The organism is Bacillus sp. GB_SG_008 (assembly GCF_052038115.1).
Classification (GTDB): Bacteria; Bacillota; Bacilli; order Bacillales; family Bacillaceae_G; genus Bacillus_A; species Bacillus_A rhizoplanae.
Map to the genome: position 1 here is coordinate 341,125 of NZ_JBPZSK010000002.1, position 19,208 is coordinate 360,332.

Annotated in this window: 22 protein-coding genes and 1 tRNA gene; 13 read left to right on the forward strand and 10 right to left on the reverse strand. The window is 37.8% G+C overall.

Translation table 11 applies throughout. The annotated features are described in order from the left end of the window. Positions 1-83: 83 nt before the first annotated feature. Positions 84-1,034, forward strand: a complete 951-nt coding sequence (gene trxB, locus ACTDJC_RS06655; protein ID WP_141525009.1) for a thioredoxin-disulfide reductase — start codon at positions 84-86, stop codon at positions 1,032-1,034. Between the two features lie 183 nt (positions 1,035-1,217). Beyond that, positions 1,218-2,024, forward strand: a complete 807-nt coding sequence (locus ACTDJC_RS06660) for a DUF368 domain-containing protein (RefSeq protein WP_440602954.1) — start codon at positions 1,218-1,220, stop codon at positions 2,022-2,024. A 72-nt stretch (positions 2,025-2,096) separates the two neighbouring features. Here the strand turns inward: ACTDJC_RS06660 and ACTDJC_RS06665 are convergent, their stop codons facing one another. Together ACTDJC_RS06665 and ACTDJC_RS06670 are read right to left on the reverse strand one after the other, a co-directional pair. Further along, positions 2,097-2,531, reverse strand: coding sequence for a DoxX family protein (locus tag ACTDJC_RS06665; protein ID WP_098308409.1), 435 nt, complete (start codon positions 2,529-2,531; stop codon positions 2,097-2,099). A 52-nt stretch (positions 2,532-2,583) separates the two neighbouring features. Continuing rightward, complete coding sequence (locus ACTDJC_RS06670; RefSeq protein WP_440602955.1) at positions 2,584-2,835, reverse strand: hypothetical protein; 252 nt, start codon at positions 2,833-2,835, stop codon at positions 2,584-2,586. A 325-nt stretch (positions 2,836-3,160) separates the two neighbouring features. On the opposite strand from ACTDJC_RS06670, the gene ACTDJC_RS06675 reads away from it, so the two are divergent. The 8 genes from ACTDJC_RS06675 (at position 3,161) to ACTDJC_RS06710 (ending at position 10,018) form a co-directional block, all read left to right on the forward strand. Beyond that, on the forward strand, positions 3,161-3,892 hold the full coding sequence (locus ACTDJC_RS06675; protein WP_098308412.1) for a (Fe-S)-binding protein: 732 nt from the start codon (positions 3,161-3,163) through the stop codon (positions 3,890-3,892). 2 nt (positions 3,893-3,894) lie between these two features. Beyond that, positions 3,895-5,310 carry a LutB/LldF family L-lactate oxidation iron-sulfur protein gene (locus tag ACTDJC_RS06680; protein ID WP_440602956.1) on the forward strand — a complete coding sequence of 472 codons (1,416 nt, stop codon included), beginning with the start codon at positions 3,895-3,897 and terminating at the stop codon, positions 5,308-5,310. After that, positions 5,310-6,011 (forward strand): LutC/YkgG family protein, encoded by a 702-nt coding sequence (locus tag ACTDJC_RS06685; protein ID WP_098308415.1) that lies wholly within the window; start codon positions 5,310-5,312, stop codon positions 6,009-6,011. The genes ACTDJC_RS06680 and ACTDJC_RS06685 overlap by 1 nt, the downstream gene beginning before the upstream one ends. Before the next feature lie 335 nt (positions 6,012-6,346). Then, complete coding sequence (locus tag ACTDJC_RS06690) at positions 6,347-6,805, forward strand: NUDIX hydrolase (protein WP_098308417.1); 459 nt, start codon at positions 6,347-6,349, stop codon at positions 6,803-6,805. A 20-nt stretch (positions 6,806-6,825) separates the two neighbouring features. Next, positions 6,826-7,707: an RNase adapter RapZ gene (rapZ, locus tag ACTDJC_RS06695; protein ID WP_098308419.1), complete on the forward strand. Its 882-nt coding sequence runs from the start codon at positions 6,826-6,828 to the stop codon at positions 7,705-7,707. A gap of 3 nt (positions 7,708-7,710) precedes the next feature. Then, positions 7,711-8,664, forward strand: a complete 954-nt coding sequence (locus tag ACTDJC_RS06700) for a gluconeogenesis factor YvcK family protein (protein WP_098308421.1) — start codon at positions 7,711-7,713, stop codon at positions 8,662-8,664. A gap of 124 nt (positions 8,665-8,788) precedes the next feature. Next, positions 8,789-9,739 carry a DNA-binding protein WhiA gene (whiA, locus tag ACTDJC_RS06705; RefSeq protein ID WP_098308423.1) on the forward strand — a complete coding sequence of 317 codons (951 nt, stop codon included), beginning with the start codon at positions 8,789-8,791 and terminating at the stop codon, positions 9,737-9,739. A gap of 21 nt (positions 9,740-9,760) precedes the next feature. Next, positions 9,761-10,018 (forward strand): HPr family phosphocarrier protein, encoded by a 258-nt coding sequence (locus tag ACTDJC_RS06710; RefSeq protein WP_230576567.1) that lies wholly within the window; start codon positions 9,761-9,763, stop codon positions 10,016-10,018. 98 nt (positions 10,019-10,116) lie between these two features. Here ACTDJC_RS06710 and clpP read toward each other — a convergent pair whose 3' ends face one another. The 8 genes from clpP to ACTDJC_RS06750 form a co-directional block, all read right to left on the reverse strand. Then, positions 10,117-10,698 (reverse strand): ATP-dependent Clp endopeptidase proteolytic subunit ClpP, encoded by a 582-nt coding sequence (gene clpP / locus ACTDJC_RS06715; RefSeq protein ID WP_098308426.1) that lies wholly within the window; start codon positions 10,696-10,698, stop codon positions 10,117-10,119. 248 nt (positions 10,699-10,946) lie between these two features. Next, positions 10,947-11,822 carry a DUF421 domain-containing protein gene (locus tag ACTDJC_RS06720; protein ID WP_440602957.1) on the reverse strand — a complete coding sequence of 292 codons (876 nt, stop codon included), beginning with the start codon at positions 11,820-11,822 and terminating at the stop codon, positions 10,947-10,949. A 20-nt stretch (positions 11,823-11,842) separates the two neighbouring features. Next, positions 11,843-12,049, reverse strand: coding sequence for a DUF1657 domain-containing protein (locus tag ACTDJC_RS06725; RefSeq protein ID WP_098308430.1), 207 nt, complete (start codon positions 12,047-12,049; stop codon positions 11,843-11,845). An 11-nt stretch (positions 12,050-12,060) separates the two neighbouring features. Continuing rightward, on the reverse strand, positions 12,061-12,411 hold the full coding sequence (spoVAE, locus tag ACTDJC_RS06730) for a stage V sporulation protein AE (RefSeq protein ID WP_098308432.1): 351 nt from the start codon (positions 12,409-12,411) through the stop codon (positions 12,061-12,063). Next, positions 12,412-13,425 (reverse strand): stage V sporulation protein AD, encoded by a 1,014-nt coding sequence (gene spoVAD / locus ACTDJC_RS06735; RefSeq protein WP_098308434.1) that lies wholly within the window; start codon positions 13,423-13,425, stop codon positions 12,412-12,414. Next, a complete protein-coding gene (gene spoVAC / locus ACTDJC_RS06740; RefSeq protein WP_440602958.1) occupies positions 13,426-13,902 on the reverse strand; it encodes a stage V sporulation protein AC in 477 nt (158 codons plus the stop codon). Between the two features lie 34 nt (positions 13,903-13,936). After that, positions 13,937-14,428, reverse strand: coding sequence for a YhcN/YlaJ family sporulation lipoprotein (locus tag ACTDJC_RS06745; RefSeq protein WP_440602959.1), 492 nt, complete (start codon positions 14,426-14,428; stop codon positions 13,937-13,939). A 189-nt stretch (positions 14,429-14,617) separates the two neighbouring features. Next, entirely contained in the window at positions 14,618-14,824 is a 207-nt protein-coding gene (locus tag ACTDJC_RS06750; protein WP_098308440.1) for a DUF1657 domain-containing protein, read from the reverse strand. A 402-nt stretch (positions 14,825-15,226) separates the two neighbouring features. Here ACTDJC_RS06750 and ACTDJC_RS06755 point away from each other — a divergent pair, with 402 nt between their 5' ends. The 3 genes from ACTDJC_RS06755 (at position 15,227) to rpoN (ending at position 19,203) form a co-directional block, all read left to right on the forward strand. Next, a complete protein-coding gene (locus tag ACTDJC_RS06755; protein WP_440602960.1) occupies positions 15,227-17,140 on the forward strand; it encodes an APC family permease in 1,914 nt (637 codons plus the stop codon). Positions 17,141-17,478: 338 nt separating this feature from the next. Continuing rightward, positions 17,479-17,554 (forward strand) — tRNA-Arg (locus ACTDJC_RS06760). 353 nt (positions 17,555-17,907) lie between these two features. Continuing rightward, positions 17,908-19,203 carry an RNA polymerase factor sigma-54 gene (rpoN, locus tag ACTDJC_RS06765; protein WP_253630850.1) on the forward strand — a complete coding sequence of 432 codons (1,296 nt, stop codon included), beginning with the start codon at positions 17,908-17,910 and terminating at the stop codon, positions 19,201-19,203. Positions 19,204-19,208: the final 5 nt, after the last annotated feature.

Here is a 19,208-nt window from a genome sequence, read left to right on the forward strand (position 1 = left end):
TGCAAGCAAATCGCTGGGAAAAACCAGTTGCCAGCAGTATAATGAGGGTATCAAAAGAGCGATAAGAACAGGAGATGAGCAATATGGCAGAAGAAAAAATTTATGACGTAATTATTATCGGAGCTGGTCCAGCGGGGATGACAGCAGCTGTGTATACATCTCGTGCGAATTTAAGCACACTGATGCTTGAACGCGGTATCCCAGGCGGACAAATGGCAAATACAGAAGAAGTAGAAAACTACCCAGGATATGACCATATTTTAGGGCCAGACTTATCAAACAAAATGTTTGAACATGCGAAGAAATTCGGTGCAGAATACGCATATGGTGATGTGAAACAAGTTATTGATGGGAAAGAATATAAAACAATTGTAGCTGGAAAGAAAGAATATAAAGCACGTGCAATTATTGTAGCGAGCGGTGCGGAATATAAGAAAATTGGCGTGCCAGGAGAGAAAGAACTTGGCGGCCGCGGCGTATCATACTGTGCGGTATGTGACGGTGCATTCTTTAAAGGTAAAGAGCTTGTTGTTATTGGCGGCGGCGACTCAGCTGTTGAAGAAGGTGTGTATTTAACACGCTTTGCAACGAAGGTAACGATTGTTCACCGTCGTGACCAATTACGTGCACAAAAGATTTTACAGGACCGTGCTTTCCAAAATGAAAAAATTAATTTCATTTGGAATCATACTGTAAAAGAAATTAACGAAGCAAACGGAAAAGTAGGCAGCGTAACACTTGTGGATGTAAATAGCGGTGAAGAGCAAGAGTTTAAAACAGATGGCGCATTTATCTATATCGGTATGCTACCACTTTCTAAACCATTTGCAGAGTTAGGTATCACAAATGAAAATGGTTATATTGAAACAAATGAACGTATGGAAACAAAGGTTCCTGGTATTTTCGCAGCTGGTGATGTTCGCGAAAAGATGCTTCGTCAAATTGTAACAGCAACTGGTGATGGAAGTATTGCAGCGCAAAGTGCACAGCATTATGTGGAAGAACTAGTAGAAGAATTAAAAGTAGGAAAATAATCAACAAAGAAGGGAAGCTATCTTTATTAGGGTAGCTTCTCTTCTTTGTGATATAGGATTTCGGCACTTTAATTGTTATCGAGATGTCATATATGCTTTTGGGTTTTGTTACTACTCTTTTTCTTTTGTTGTTATACTTTAATTTGGGAAAAATATGCAAAAGAAATGAGGAATGTACACAAGATGGAATGGCGTAATGTATATCGTGGTTTTTGTATGGGAGTTAGTGATTTAATTCCTGGTGTGAGTGGCGGCACAATCGCTGTTGTACTGGGGATTTATGAGCAACTACTTGCAGCCATCAGCGGATTCTTTAGTCGTGAGTGGAAAAAACATTTAGCGTTTTTGATTCCGCTTGGTGCTGGTATAGCGGCAGCGTTTTTGACGTTAAGTCATGTAATTAAGTATTTACTGGAAAATCATTATGAGCCAACGCAATTTTTCTTCCTTGGCTTAATCTTGAGTATTTTACCAATGTTAATGAAGGAAGCAAATGCGAAGGAAACATTTAAAGCAGGACATATTATTATATTGTTTGTTGCTGCAGCTCTTGTAGCCGTAACAGTATTTTTTAAACCAGATAAAGCGGCAGACCCAATTATGACGTTAACAATTTCAAATACGATTGGGCTGTTCCTTGCGGGCTGGATGGCTAGTATGGCTATGCTGCTTCCAGGGATTAGTGGATCGTTTATTTTATTAATCATTGGTGTGTATCCAACGGCGATTGAAGCTTTAACAACATTGAATCTACCACTAATTGCAGTAATTGGTGCGGGCGTTATGGTAGGGTTTGTTGTGAGTAGTAAAGGAATTAGCTATTTATTAACGCATTATAAAAGTGCAACATTTGCGGCAATTATCGGACTTGTTATTGGGTCAATTGCAGTGGTGTTTCCTGGTATTCCAACAGGCGGTATATCGATTGTAAGCTCTATTATTATGTTTATTTTAGGATTTGCGATTGTATCCTATTTTAGTAAGAAATAAGTGATTGAGGGACAGCCCTCAATCACTTATTTTTTTGTTTATACAGTAAGACCCCATAGTTAAGTGGATTTGTTAGCCTGCGAGCAGTACTAGTACAATAAAGGTGACTTGTATACTAGTTCGTAGCCATAGTGAGGGAGGATGTTTTCCAGCGATAGTTAACCTCTCTTTTGATGCCTTGATATTTGCTGGAAACATAGCGATGAGTAAGATCGCTAAGCAAATGGAAGTCAATCTAGACATAGATGGAATTAATATACCTATCGCTGCAGCAATTTCTAACAAACCAGTAATCAAGACGATTAAATCAGGTCTGGGGAAAATCGATGGTACCATGCGGATTAAGTCAGTTTTTCTCTTTCCCCACCTGGCGGAAGCAGCAATAAGTAACATAGCAGCAATAGCTGCTTGAAGTGATGTGTGCCAACTATCAAAATAAGACAAACCCATTTGCCCCATACCTAGAAATAAAAAGAATGAAATAATGAGCACGTAAAATGCTACCATAACTATTCTCCTCCTCCTGATTAAGCTTTTAATAAATTACTCATGAGTAATTTTAGTTCTTCAGTTTAAAAGAAGGTTTTTTTCCAGGAATAGCATGATGTACTTGGTAACCAAGCATCAGTAAAATCCACAGTTCTGCTGTTCTACTACTATCGATGGAGCTTTTAATCACAGCAAGTTGTTGGCCACTTTCAATCCATTGTTTTGAAAAATGTAATGCATGTTCATAGTATTGCTTTAGTACCTTCATGACAGAAGGTTCATTTTCTCTTCCTAATAAATATAACAGTACTCGATTTGTCACTAGATGATCCTCAGAAGTCGACAAGTTCTGTATAACTTTCTCTAAGGATGCCTCAAAAGTTTTTCTCCTTTACTTACCATTTTTATTCATATTTTTTACGTTTTTTACTAAAAATACAAAAAGGTAGATTGGTTGACAAAGTTACTTGAACATACAGTGATTATCTTTGCTTTTCTACTGTATCCGCAGTAAGCGAAGGTGGAAATTCAAGGAGGAGAACTGCTTGTAAGAACCCGATTGGTTCAACTAACCATTTGAAGGAAAAGCACCTTCGAATGGAAGTTTCACTTTATCCCGCTACTTTACCTTATTTGGAGGTGTCAATATGAAAGTATCCGTATTTATTACTTGTCTTGGAGATGTTTTTTATCCAGAAGTAGGAAAAGATGTTGTTGAAATTCTTGAAGATTTAGGTTGTGAAGTCGACTTTCCAAAAGATCAAACCTGCTGTGGTCAACCTGCTTATAATAGCGGTTATCAAAAAGAAACGAAAACGGCTGCAAAACATATGATTGAAGCATTTGCTGGTTCAGAATATGTTGTGGCACCATCCGGGTCTTGTGTCATGATGGTTCACGAGTTTTCAAGCTTATTTTCTGAAAGTGAAACAGAATGGCGGCAAAAAGCTACTGAACTGGCGAATAAAACATATGAATTTACACAATTTCTTGTAGAAGTGTTAGGTAAAGAAGATTTAGGTGCGGAACTTCATAAAAAAGCAACCGTTCATACATCTTGTCATATGAGCCGGTTGATGGGTATTAAGGAGCCTCCTCAAAAGTTATTAAAACATGTAAAAGGGTTAGAAGTCGTTCCGTTATCACACAATTATGATTGCTGTGGATTCGGCGGTACATTCTCAGTGAAGATGGCAGAAATCTCAGAGCAAATGGTTGATGAAAAAGTGAAACATATTATGGAAACAGGTGCGGAAGTGTTAATCGGGATGGATTGCAGCTGTTTAATGAATATAAAAGGCCGATTAACACGTAATGGTTATCCAATTGAGGTAAAGCATATTGCGCAAGTATTAAATGAAGATAGAAAGGGGATATAAAAATGGGAATGAAAATTGGAAATGATCCCTTTCATAAACGTACTGAAACGGCCGTTGGTGATCAATTCATGAGAAGGGCTGTTGCGAAAGCGCAAGATGGCCTTAGAGGTAAGAAACTAAAAGCAACTGAGAGTCTTGGGAATTGGGAAGAATGGCGCTCTTTAGGAGAAGAGATTCGAAAGCATACATTAGAAAACCTTGATTATTATTTATATCAACTCAGTGAAAATGTTGAGAAAAACGGGGGCTTTGTTTATTTCGCAGAGACTGCTGAAGAGGCAAGGGAATATGTAAAAGGGATTATAAAAAAGAAAAATGCGAAAAAAATTGTGAAATCAAAATCTATGGTAACGGAAGAAATCAGTCTAAATGAAGCAATTGAAGAAGTGGGCGGGGAAGTACTAGAAACGGACCTTGCAGAATTTATTTTACAAATTAATGACCATGATCCGCCATCACATATTGTTGTTCCTTGTCTTCATAAAGATAAAGAAAGTATTTGCGAGTTGTTTAAAGAAAAAATAGGGTATACCGGAACAGCTGATCCTGAAAAAATGGCGAGGTTTGTACGGAACTATTTGCGCAATGACTTTTTAACAGCGGATGTAGGTGTTACTGGGTGTAATTTTGCTGTTGCTGAGTCCGGGTCGGTTTCTATTGTAGCAAATGAAGGGAATGCGAGGTTAGTTACGACCATTCCGAAAACGTTAATTACCGTTATGGGGATGGAACGGATTGTCCCAACATGGGAGGAGATGGATGTGTTAGTAACACTCCTGTGCCGAAGTTCTGTAGGGCAAAAATTAACAAGTTATATTACAGGCCTAACGGAACCTGGGGGGACGGATGGACCTGAGGAATTTCATTTAGTGATTGTTGATAATGGGCGTTCCAATATTTTAGGAACAGAATTCCAAAGTGTCCTTCAATGTATTCGTTGCGCTGCATGTATTAATGTATGTCCAGTATATCGTCATATCGGAGGTCATGCATACGGCTCAATTTATCCAGGCCCGATTGGTGCTGTATTGACACCGCTTTTAGGAGGGTATGATGAATATAAAGATCTACCTTATGCATCTAGCCTTTGCGGTGCTTGTACGGAAGCATGTCCGGTAAAAATACCTTTACACGAATTGTTAATTCGACATCGCCGACAGATTGTGGAAGAAGCGAAAAAGTCTCCTTTAGCTTGGGATATGGCTATGAAAGGCTTTGAAAAAGTGGCGAATAGCTCGAGGTCGTTCTCTCTTGCAGCGAGGACAGCTCCGTACGCATTAAAGCCTTTTATAAAAGGAGACAAAATTGAACGCGGGGTAGGGCCGTTAAAAGCTTGGACAGAAGCGAGAGATTTTCCGGCTCCGAAAAAACAACCGTTTAGAGATTGGTTCGAAAAACGGTCAAGGGAGGAGAAATAATGGCTATTCAAAATCGCGATACATTTTTATCCCAATTATCAGAGAAACTGGGCAGAAAACGCCCGGAAACAGTAAAAAAACCAAGTTGGTCTGTTTCTCCACAATGGAGCGTTTTTGACGGATTAACACAAGACGAACTTATATCGAAGTTAGTTGAACAATGTGAAACCATTCATACAGAGGTGCAGCGAACAACAAAGGCTCATCTTGTTGAAACGTTACAAACTTTTATGAAAGAATGGAATATCGGATCTGTTATTTATTCTTATGATGAACGATTTGATGAATATGATCTGAGTGGATTTTTTACAAATGAAGGGGAAATACATTTCCATAAATGGGACTTAGATCATAAAGAAGAGAGTATTGAATTTGCAAAAACAGCTGATGTTGGAATTACGTTTAGTGATATCACTCTTGCTGAATCAGGAACTGTCGTTTTATTTAATGAGGGTATAAAAGGGAGGCCCGTTAGTCTTCTTCCTGAATCATATATCGCAATTGTCCCGAAAAGTACGATTGTGCCAAGATTAACACAAGCTACAAAGATGATTCATAATCAAAATATGAAGGGTGAAAAAATCCCATCCTGTTTGAACTTCATCTCTGGCCCATCAAACAGTGCTGATATTGAAATGAATCTTGTCGTAGGTGTACATGGACCAATAAGAACAGCATATATTATTGTGGATGATCAATAATTGTACAAGGCCTCTCCCTGGGGCCTGCCACCTGCCGATCAAATTAATATGCTGAAGTATTCCAATAAGAAAATTTTTTTCGCTACTTTGGAGCAGTAAGATTCCCGCCTCAAGATTCAGAGAAAAACAAGAAATATAGGTGGGGGATGAAAAAAATCCCTGATGGAAGTTTCACTTTATTTTTTTCACTGAATGGTGATGGGAATAGTCTCCCATCATCTTTTTTATTTGTTGGAGACCGGAAGTTCCTTCATTGTGACAAACTGTATTTGATAGTATAATGAAGTGAGTATATAATGGGAATTTCCCTGTTATAAGTAGCTGAGGTGAGAAGCTTGCAAAGAGTGACAAACTGTGTGTTAATCAAGGATAATGAAGTTCTCCTATTACAAAAGCCTCGTCGAAATTGGTGGGTTGCTCCAGGTGGAAAGATGGAGCGCGGCGAAACAGTAAGAGAGTCGGTTGTTCGTGAATATCGCGAAGAAACGGGTATTTATTTGAAAAATCCAACATTAAAAGGTGTCTTTACTTTTGTGATCCAAGAAGGAGATAAGGTTGTTTCTGAATGGATGATGTTTTCCTTCTTAGCTACAGATTTTGCAGGAGAAAATAAATTGCAAAGCGAAGAAGGGATAATAGGCTGGCATACAGTTGATAAGATTGATGAGCTGCCAATGGCGCCAGGAGATTATCATATTATTGATTATTTAATTAAAGGAAATGGTATTATTTACGGTACATTTGTATATACACCAAATTTTGAATTACTTTCGTATCGATTGGATCCGAGTTAAACCATAAGGGGGGGATAATGATGGACGCACATAATGATATTAAAATGGTCATTATTACAGGAATGTCCGGAGCAGGAAAAACGGTTGCTCTGCAAAGCTTTGAGGATTTAGGATATTTTTGTGTGGATAATTTACCGCCCATGTTGTTGCCGAAGTTTGTTGAATTAATGGCAGATTCGAAAGGGAAAATGAATAAAGTAGCGCTCGGTATCGATTTGCGTGGCCGAGAGTTCTTTGATCACCTATGGGGAGCGCTTGATGATTTAACAGAGCGTACATGGATTATTCCTCATATTTTATTTTTAGATGCAAAAGATAGTACACTTGTAACTCGATATAAGGAAACAAGGCGTTCACATCCACTTGCTCTAACAGGTCTTCCGTTAAAAGGAATAGAAGCAGAGCGTACGCTGTTAACAGATATGAAGGCGCGCGCGAATATTGTCCTTGATACGTCAGACTTAAAACCGAAAGAGTTAAGAGAAAAGATTATTCAATTATTCTCAACTGAGAGTGAGCAAGCATTTCGTGTGAACGTGATGTCATTTGGATTTAAATATGGTATTCCAATTGATGCTGATTTAGTATTTGATGTTCGTTTTTTACCGAATCCATATTATATTCCACACATGAAGCCGTTAACAGGTCTTGATGAGGAAGTATCATCCTATGTACTGAAATTTAATGAAACGCATAAATTTCTAGAGAAGTTAACAGACCTTATTTCCTTTATGCTTCCACATTATAAGCGAGAAGGAAAAAGTCAACTTGTTATTGCAATTGGATGTACAGGGGGACAACATCGATCCGTTACGCTTGCAGAATATTTGACGAAACATTTGAAGCAAGAGTGTCCAACTCATGTGTCTCATCGTGATGTGGAGAAGAGAAAGGGACATTAAGCGATGGAAAAAGAGAGAAAACCGAAAATCGTTATTATGGGAGGCGGAACTGGTTTATCCGTTTTATTGCGCGGGTTAAAAAAGTATCCTGTCGATATTACAGCGATTGTAACGGTTGCTGATGATGGGGGAAGTTCTGGGAGACTTCGTGATGAGTTAGAAATCCCGCCTCCTGGAGACATTCGCAACGTGCTTGTTGCGTTGTCTGATGTGGAGCCTCTTGTGGAGGCGTTATTCCAACATCGTTTTACATCAGGAGAAGGATTAACAGGACATGCGCTTGGTAATTTATTGTTAGCTGGAATGACAGCTATTACGGGCGATTTCTTTCATGCCATTACGGAAACAAGTAAAGTGTTAAATGTAAGAGGGCGTGTACTTCCAGCTGCGAATCAAAGTGTTGTTTTGCATGCGGAATTGGAAGACGGGCAAATTGTAAGCGGGGAATCTAAAATTCCGTATTACGGCAAAAAGATTAACCGTGTATTTTTAACACCGGGGGAAGTCGAACCGCTTCATGAAACACTAATGGAAATTCGAAAAGCTGATTTACTTGTATTTGGACCAGGTAGTCTGTATACAAGTATTTTGCCGAATTTAATGGTAAAAAAAATCGGCGATGCAGTCCTTCGTGCAAAAGCGAAGAAAGTGTATGTGTGTAATGTAATGACTCAAGTTGGTGAAACAAGGGGATATACAGCGTTTGATCATGTGAAAGCATTGCACGATCATCTTGGAGAAGCGTTTATTGATACAGCAATAGTGAACGATGAACCAATTCCAATTGAATTATTAGGGCGTTATGCAGAAGAAATGTCGAAGCCAGTTACAATTGATGAAGAGCATTTTACATCGCATAATATTAAGTTGATTAAAGATCGTTTAGTAAAATATGATGATCAAGTTGTGCGTCATGACACAGTAAAATTAGCTTCGATTTTACATTCGTTAATATAAATTGTAAGCTTGTAGAAATAATGAATAGGCTTGCATGATGGAAGGCGTTACTTCTTTGAGGTAACGCTACAAATTCATTTAGGGCATGAAAATAATTTTTACATTTTGTCAGGAGGTGAAATGGTTGTCATTTGCATCAGAAACAAAGAAAGAGCTGACAAAGCTTGAAATGAAGGGGTGCTGTGAGAGGGCAGAGCTATCAGCATTACTTCGGATGAACGGTTCACTCTCCTTTTCAAATCGCCGTGTAATCATTGATATTCAAACGGAAAATGCAGCGATTGCTCGAAGGATTTATACATTATTGAAAAAAGGATATAACGTTACAGTTGAGTTGCTTGTGCGTAAGAAAATGCGCTTAAAGAAAAATAATGTGTATATCGTTCGTTTAGTTGAAAAAGCACGTGAAATTTTATCGGATTTGCACATTGTACGAGAGGACTTTTCGTTTATTCGTGATATTTCACAAGAATTAATTGAGAAAAAGTGTTGTAAACGTTCATACTTACGCGGTGCGTTTTTAGCTGGTGGTTCCGTTAATAATCCGGAAACATCATCATATCATCTAGAAATTTTCTCGTTATACAAAGAACATAATGATGCGATATGTGAACTTATGAACGAGTTTGCATTAAATAGTAAAACGTTAGAAAGACGAAAAGGGTATATTACGTATTTAAAGGAAGCGGAAAAGATTACCGAGTTCTTAAATATTATTGGTGCTCATAATGCTCTTTTAAGGTTTGAAGATATTCGCATTGTGCGCGATATGCGTAATTCTGTAAATCGTCTTGTGAACTGTGAAACAGCAAACTTAAATAAGACGATTGGTGCAGCCTTAAGGCAAATCGAAAATATTCGTTATATTGATGAAACAGTTGGTCTGGATTTTTTACCAGATAAATTACGTGAAATCGCAGAACTGCGTATCAATTATCAAGATGTTACATTGAAAGAATTGGGGGAAATGGTATCCGGGGGGAACATTAGTAAATCGGGTATCAACCATCGTTTACGTAAAATCGATGATATTGCTGATAAATTGCGTGCTGGAGAAGCGGTTGTAAAAAAATAAAAGGTAAAGGGGAATGGAGCTGTGGTTCAAAAACAGGTAGAGGTGTTGTTGAAAACTGGATTGCAAGCACGTCCGGCAGCGTTGTTTGTACAAGAAGCAAATCGTTTTCAAGCCGATATTTTTATGGAGAAAGACGGAAAAACAGTCAATGCTAAGAGTATTATGGGGATTATGAGCTTAGCAATTGGATCTGGATGTAAAGTTACAATTACTGCAGAAGGATCAGATGAAACAGCAGCATTAGAAGCACTTGTTGCTTATGTGCAAAAAGAACAATAAAGTGAAACTTCCATCAGTGGGGGTCTTACTGCCCGCGAATAGCGGGATAAAAAGAGCTATCGCGAATGTGCGATAGCTTTTTTTGTAGTCCGCTTTTCTTAGCGATTTGTAAAGATTTTATCGATTAAGCCATATTCTAGTGCTTTATCTGCTGTCATGAAGTTGTCGCGCTCTGTGTCGCGCTCGATTACTTCTAAATCTTGACCTGTACGCTCAGAAAGAATTTTGTTTAATTTATCACGTAAGAATAGGATGCGTTTTGCAGCGATTTCGATTTCTGTCGCTTGTCCTTGTGCACCGCCAAGTGGTTGGTGAATCATAACTTCACTGTTTGGAAGAGCGAAACGTTTTCCTTTTTCACCAGCAGCAAGTAGGAAAGCGCCCATAGATGCAGCCATACCGATGCAAATTGTAGATACTTTTGGTTTAATGAATTGCATTGTATCGTAAATTGCCATACCTGCTGTAATAGAGCCGCCAGGACTGTTGATATATATATGAATATCTTTTTCTGGGTCTTGTGATTCTAAGAATAAAAGCTGAGACACGATAGAGTTTGCTACGTTGTCATCAATTGCGCTGCCAAGCATAATGATGCGGTCTTTTAATAAACGAGAGTAAATGTCGTAAGCACGTTCCCCGCGATTTGTTTGTTCAATAACTGTAGGAATTAAATTCATGTGTAACTTCCTCCTTTAACACATTTGTTAGTTTTATAATACAATTATGGTCAATAAAGGTCAAACGAAACCACTTCAGTTTAAAAAATATGTAGGTGTATCATGTTAATTCGCTATAAATAAGGAATTCCCTTCTTCTTTACCTTCCTCATCATAACCGAATTGTATGAATTTAAACATATCAAATATGGAGAAAGGCTGCCATACAAAAAAGAACGCCGTTACATATATAAGCGTTCTTTTCTCTTTTACTCTTTAAGTAGATAAGTCACTTTATTTAAAATTTCCTCTATCTTCTTGGCATTATTTGCATACATGCTGCTAGCAGCATTTGATTTCGTTTCTAAAGAAAATAGTTCGAGATCAGCATGACACTTCTTTAAGGAAGCGAGTAATAATGGCTTGTCTTGAGGAGAAGGCATTTGGATTTTATCGTTGTATATGTCGACAGTTAGTTGTCCGTAAGAATCGACTTGTCCGATGAAAACATTATCTAGTGCAACCCCAATTTTTTCGAGTTCAGCGCGAAGCCAAGCGCGGTTATGGCCGCTAGCTGAAAGCGGTTCGTCTAGTATGTTTCCATCCATAATGACTGTGTGTGTTTCTTTTTCATTTGGTACTTTTAATGCAATATCTTTTGCGGTTAGTGGTTGTCTGTCTTTCTTTAATAAAACGTTTAATTCCCCGCTTGGTTCGAGAACAGCGTATTCAACATCGTTCATGTTGAATACATCTTTTTTTCGAAGAAGCTCTAGTAGTTCGTCGCTCGTATATTTTTCCTTTTTTAAATTATCTTCGAGTACTTTGCCATCTTTTATAAAAATAGTGGATTTACCTTCAACAAAATCTCGTACTGTCTTATTTTTTAAGGAAATCAGTCCTGCGAAAAAAGGTATGATAGCAAAAACCAGCATACTAGAAATACCGTGGACGAAGTTTTGTTCCAATCCTGTCGATACTTCTGCAGCGATATCACCAATCGTCATACCGGCTATGTATTCAAAAAAGGAAAGTTGAGAGATTTGTCTTTTGCCAAGCCATTTCGTAATGGCGAATAAAACAATTAAGACACATAAAGAACGTATAATGACAAGCGGCCATTCTGGTATGTGAATGTTAGGCATATAAAGTCCCTCCAGTCTTCTTAAAATCCTTTATATTGTGGTTCTTCTCGTTCTAATGCTGAAACTCGCCTTTGTAAATCAGCGATGACACTATCCATTTCTATCATACATTCGTGAAAAACGCGTTTCGCTTCTTCGTCAGCAGCGTTTTGTGAAAGTGTACTTAAACTTGCCTGTGCGCCTTTTAAGCTGGCAAGGCATGTTTTTACACTAGCAACAACGGTCATGAGAACACCTCTTATCCTTTTGGTTTAAATAATAAAGCTCCGATAAAACCGAAGATAATCGCGGCAGATACACCAGCGCTTGTTACTGCAAACATTCCTGTTATAACTCCAATGATGCCATGCTCAGCCGCTTCTGCCATCGCACCGTGAACAAGGGCGTTACCGAAGCTTGTAATAGGAACTGTTGCACCGGCTCCAGCAAAATCAATTAATGGTTCATACAAATTTAATCCATCTAATATGGCACCAATGACAACAAGCGTTGACATTGTATGAGCGGGGGTAAGTTTAAAGACATCAAACATAATTTGACCAATCACACAAATGGCGCCGCCAATTACGAAAGCCCAAAAATAGATCATTTATTGTACACCTCCAACTTCAATGGATACTGCATGGGCGATACAAGGAATTGTTTCTTGCTGCTGGAAAGTTAATGGGGAAAGTAAAGCACCGGTAGCGACTACGAGCATTTTGCTGAATTCCCCTTTTTTCATTCGATTTAATAAATGCCCGTACACGACAGTTGCTGAACAGCCTGGACCGCTTGCTCCTGCTAAAATCGGTTGATCTTCCCTATAAATGAGTAATCCGCAATCTTGAAACTGTTCGCTTGTTATAGATGTTCCTTGCTTACGCAGTAAATCAAAGGCAATTTCGCGTCCTATATGACCGAGATCACCTGTTACAATTAAGTCATAGTAGGAGGCATCAATTTGTCGTTCCCTTAAATGTGCTTCTATCGTATCGACAGCAGCGGGCGCCATGGCACCTCCCATATTAAATGGATCTGATAAACCCATATCAATAACTCTTCCAATTGTTGCTGATGTAACACAAGGTCCGTCTCCTTGATCGCTTAATAAAGCAGCCCCTGCTCCAGTTACTGTCCACTGAGCGGTAGGGGGCTTTTGTCCTCCATATTCAGTTGGATATCGGAATTGCTTTTCAACAGCGGTATTATGGCTAGATGCTCCTGTTAATAAGTATTTCGCCCCTTTTCCATTTACAATACTTGCCCCTAAAGCAAGGCCTTCCATTGAAGTAGAACAAGCTCCAAATAATCCAAGATAAGGAGCGCCGAGTGTTCGGGAGGCAAAACTTGAGGGAGTGATTTGATTGATAAGATCTCCTGCTAGAATAAATTGAATATCCTCTTTACGCAGTTTTGCTTTTTCTGTTGCCCTGCTGCAAGCTTCTTCAAATAAAATTCGATGTGCTTTTTCATAGGAGTCTTGTCCTAACCATAAATTATCGTGCAATGTATCGAAATCTTCAGGGATGTTTCCATTTGCCTCAAATGGTCCGCCAATGACACCAGTTGATATAATCACAGGCTTATTTTCAAATACCCATGTTCGGTGACCTTGTAACATTTAAAAACCTCCCCATTGAACGAAAATGGTTCTAATAAGTGCGATGATAAAAGCGGAAAATACACCAAATAAAATAACGGATCCTGCTAGCTTAAACATATTCCCGCCTACTCCAAGAACAAAGCCTTCTGTACGATGTTCAATACAAGCTGCGATGACTGAATTTCCGAAGCCGGTAACAGGAACAGCTGTACCAGCCCCGCCAAACTGAGCTAATCGATCGTACACACCAAAGCCTGTTAGGAGCATGGAGATAAAAATCATTGTAGCTACAGTCGGATTCCCGGCTGATCTTTCAGTGAAATCGAAATAAGTAATATAAAACGTGGAGATAAGTTGACCGATTAAGCAAATAAAACCGCCGACAAAAAAAGCTCTTATACAATTTTTCAGAACAGGCCGCTTCGGTTCACGCTGCTTTTCAAATTGTTTATACTCTTGCTGCACTGGTGTTAAATCTTTGTTTCTCTTTGACATATGAATCCTTCCTTTTCTGTTTTGAAAAGTATCCTTACGTATCAGAATGCATTTCTTTTTTCACTATTTTTAGCTGTTTTTTTACTTCTTCCTTATCTACTTCTTTATTTTTAATCTTTGTTTCTAAATTATCGAGCAACATAAAAATTTTTTTATCTACACTTACATAAATTTTTAAATTAGGATACATCTTTTTTAATGTCTGTTTCATTTCCTTTTTTAATTTGTCTAGTTGAAAGCGTTCATGGTGCTCTGGTTTTGCAGCTACATAAAGCTCGTTATTTAAATTAACAGCTTTTACATCAACTATTTCTTCCATGTCAAGAATCTTATTTTTCGCTTCATCCGCTATCGATTGATTAATGGATTCTATGTTTATCTTTGTTAGTTTCGCATCTGTTTTATTTATTTCTTGTGCTGATTCTTGCTTTTCTTGTGTATCTTTTTTATCTAATGGACTGTGACATCCGCATAGGAAACTGGATAAGAGAAGGAATAACAAGGAGATTGTTCCGAATTTTCGCATGGTATCATTCCATTTCTATTGCTTTATGTAATTTGATTTGAAAAAAGGATGATATTACATCACCCTTTTTTCAGCTAATCAGAAAGTATACATATAATAATGAATTAGCCTATGTAGGCGTACATTAATAAGTATCATTCTGTTTTTTGCAGTACGCTGGCTTGTGAATGGCCAGTTTTCCTTATATCGTTATTGCTGTGTATATTGAGGTTCTTCTTGTTCAACTTCTTGAACACGTGGAGATAAAGTCTCAATAATTGATTGCGTTTGCTGAGCTGCACTTTGAAATAATTGCTTCGCTTGTTGGTTATCAGTATCAAGAGCGAATCCTTCTAAGCTTGCTTGCGCACTTTTTAATCCTGAAACAGTTTGTTTAAGTTTTGTAATTACAGTCATAATGTAATTCCTCCTCTGATTGAGTTTGATTTCAATCATTAGAGTTTGTGAATGAGCACTGAAATATAATTACCAATTTTAGGGTTCCTTGAAAGTGAAGCATTTTTAATTTTATTTATCCCACTATTCGCGGATAGTAAGAACCCACTGATGAAAGTTTCACTTTATTAGATGTGTCGTATATCGAATTTTAAAAAATACAAGAAAGTTAATATTATGTAGCCCGTTAGCATGAAGCTAGCGGGTTTTTCGTATTATATATAATAAATTTCTAAACGTTGATTGCAGATTTTCTATTGTGGATATTTTCGAAAGCTACATAGTTTAGATTTTGTTGTTCAAAATATTATGTATCAATTAAAATAAGAGAATAAAAAATAGCAATTAAAAGGAGAAAAAGCTATGGATCATCACACTTTAGTTAGATGGTTGGAAGCAGTATTAATCATACTAGCATTGGCCGCAATTTGGTTTTCTGCAAGTAACTTCGGTAGTGTGAAGCGATTTTTAATTGGTCGCCCTATGCGAACATCGGAGCTTCATGCACAACATAACAAATTGTTTTGGTTGATTGCACTTCCTATTCTCTCAGCGGATTTGTATTCATCCGTTGCGTATGGACCTGAATCAGGAATGACAGAGCTTGTAGGACTTGGTCCTGATGCCAAATGGATGATCTTGCCTATTACCATTTCTACTATCGTTCTTTTGGCAATTTTGATTGTATCGTATATTATGGGAATTTTGGCATATCCAAACGGCGGGGGAGCATATGCCATCGCAAAAGATAACTTCAAGCCGCGATGGGTTTCTCTTGTTGCTTCTAGTTCGTTGCTCGTTGATTACGTGTTGACTGTGGCTGTATCTGTATCTGCAGCTATAGAAGCGATTTCATCTGCTTATCCTGTAGTTGCTCCTTATGAAACGATTTTGGCCATTTTGTGTGTTATTCTCTTAGTACTTGTGAATTTGCGAGGAGTAGCAGAATCAGCGCGCGTTTTTGCTTGGCCGACATTCGGTTTTATGGTTTGTATGTTAATTTTAATTTTTACCGGCTTTTTTGATGAATTTCGTCACGGCTTTACACAATCAACTACACCATCCTTTGGAACGGTTCCAGAAGGATTAACAACTTTATTGATTTTGAAAGCGTTCAGCTCAGCTTGTTCGGCGCTTACAGGAATTGAGACAATTTCGAATGCAGTTCCTATTTTTAGAGAACCACAGCAAAAAAATGCAATTAGAACTTATATTGCTTTGGGCTCGATCACAGCTGTGACACTGTTAGGATTTTCGTATCATCTGTATGTGAAGGGAATTACGCCAGATCCGCACAACACGATGCTGTCTCAGTTGACTGGCATGTATTTTGGGCACGGAATTATATATCAACTCATTATATGGTTTACGTTTATTGTTTTGATTTTAGCGGCAAATTCTACATTTACAGGATTTTCTCAGCTTGCTGCGATTGTAGCCGCAGATGGATTTTTGCCTCGAAGTTTGACAAATCGCGGAGACCGTTTAGGGTATTCAAACGGAATTATTGTGTTAGCATCATTGGCGTGTATTTTGATTATCTCGTTTCACGCGCATACGAATGCTTTAATTCCATTGTATGCGATCGGTGTTTTCCTTTCGTTTACAGTAGCGCAAATTGGTTTGATGCGCCGCTGGAAACGAGTTAAAGGACCACATTGGAGAATTAAGCTTACGATTAATACAGTTGGTGCTGTTATCACATCAATAGTTGCTGTTATTTTCGCTGTTACAAAGTTTACAGGCGGCGCTTGGGTTGTATTAGTTGTATTGCCTATTATCATTTTTATTTCAATGGCTATTCACAAGCATTATGAAGATATTGCAAAAGAACTGCGCATTGATACGCAAAGCATACGTCCAGAAGCAAGTCAGGTAGTCACCCTTGTTTTAGTGTCGGGCGTTCATCGTGTTGTGAACAATACGATTTCCTTTGCGAAAAGCTTAGATGTTGATCCGGTTGCTGTATACGTTGGTTTCGATGACCAATCTATAGATAAAATGGAGAAGAAGTGGAAAGAGTGGGGAAATCCTTGTAGGCTGGTAGTTCTTCGAAGTAAATATCGCTCTATTCTTGAACCGCTGAATCGTCTTATTAAAACAATAGAGGCGAAACAAGAAAATGGGGGACATATCCATATTATTATTCCTCAGTTTATTCCACACAAATGGTGGCATCATGTATTACATAACCAGAGTGCACTCCTTTTAAGAATGTGGTTTATTCGTCATAAAGATATCGTGATTACAACGGTTCCATATCATTTGCATAAATAATTCATTTTCATTTCGGGTATTTATGAATTTGCTACTGATAATTTAAGTTATACGCCTGTGTCGTCAATCGACGCGGGCGTTTCTTTTATTGTATGAACGGATAAAGTTGAAGGGACGAAAGTATAGAAGAAGTGAAGTTACATGTAATATAAAGATGGCTTTTTCATTTCGATATCTAGCTGTAGTGAAAGATAAGAGTCGTTCTGTAAACTGCGACGTAATAAGTAATTGCTTCCAAAACGAAGATATCGTATAATAAACATTACGCAAGGCGGCGTGAAAGTGTCTCTTGCGATTGTAAGCATAAGGGAAGTCCTTGATGCTATTATATATTTCATGCGCCCATAGCTCAGTTGGATAGAGCGGTGGTTTCCGGTACCACGTCTGTCGGGGGTTCGAATCCCTCTGGGCGCGTAAAAAAACCCTGACTTATATTTTGAAGTTAGGGTTTTTATTAGTTTGTTTATAAAGTTCTTACCAGAATATACAGGAGAAAAAGAGTAGTTTAAGTATAACGAAACTTCATTATACTTAAACTACTCTTTTTAATTGTTATTTCTTCAAATAGGAGTTACTATTAGTATGTGGTATAAAATTTGTGATTATTTTTAAGATTTTGGCATTTTCTTTCGGTATTACTCATTTTTTGGTTGTAATATATAAACTTAATTAATACATATGAAGTAATAATATATGGATGTTGGTATTTTGTAAGGATTCTCCTTTTGAGAAACTTATTGTACAATAGAAGTGAGGGGGAGATTAGGGTGAAAGCAAGTCTTTTACAAGAACAAAGTTTACGTTTGGCAATGACGCAAGAGTTAAGACAAGCGATTACAATGCTCCAATACAATGTGCAGGAATTAACGGAGTTTTTGTATGAGCAATCGCTAGAGAATCCCCTTATTGAGTTGGGGGGATTTGACAGGGAAAAGAAAAAGAGTAAAACAACAAGTAAACAAACAGAGAATCAAATGGAAATTTATAGTGTCGATTCAACAACGATTCAACAACATTTAGTCAATCAATTGCAGTATTATAAAATAGATGAAGAACAAAGAAAAATTGCCTCATTCATTATTTTAAATGTGGATGAGAACGGGTACTTACAAGAAACAAACGAGGAATTAGCAGCATTATTATCAGTATGTGTAGAAGAAATTAATAGCGGTATGGAGCTCGTCCAATCATTAGAGCCAGCAGGGGTAGCTGCAAGAAATATTCAAGAGTGTTTATCAATTCAATTAAAGCGCTTACAAAAAAAGAGCGCATTAGCAGAAATGATTGTGGACGAACATTTTGCATATTTTGTAAAAAAAGATTGGCGCAAGTTAGTAAATGTGCTGAAATGTAGTACGGAAGAATTGCAAGAAGCTGTTCATGTTATTACATCACTGCAGCCGAAACCAGGTTTGGCATTTTCTTCGGAAAAACCGATGTACATCGTTCCTGATATGGCGGTGAAAAAAGAGGATAATCGTTTGGTGCTCCAAATGAATGAACGTAATATGCCGAAGATTGAAATTCATTCAGAATATAGTGAGCTCCTTCATAATAGTGAAAGAGACGTTGCTTCTTATGTGTCTGAAAAATATCAGCATGTACAATGGATTATGCGCAGTTTAAAACAAAGAAAACAAACGCTTCTGAAAGTAATGGAAGTAATTATTGAAAAGCAGCGCGACTTCTTTATGAATGGCCCTCAATATTTAAAACCGCTTGCATTAAAAGAGGTGGCTGAGATATTAAGTGTCCATGAGTCAACAATCAGCCGTGCAACGCGTAATAAATATGTGCAAACACCATATGGTTTATTTGAGATGAAATCATTCTTTAGTAATGCAGTAGCAACAACAGAGGATGAAGCAATTTCAACAAAGAGGGTGAAGCAGCTTATTCAAGAGTTTGTAGGGAAAGAAGATAAGAAAAAACCACTCTCAGATCAAAAGATTTCAAAAATGTTAGAGGAAGAACATGAAATTGTTGTTTCGCGCAGAACGGTAGCGAAATATCGAGAGCAGTTAAACATTCCGGCGTCTTCACTGCGAAAAACGATTGTATAGGTGAT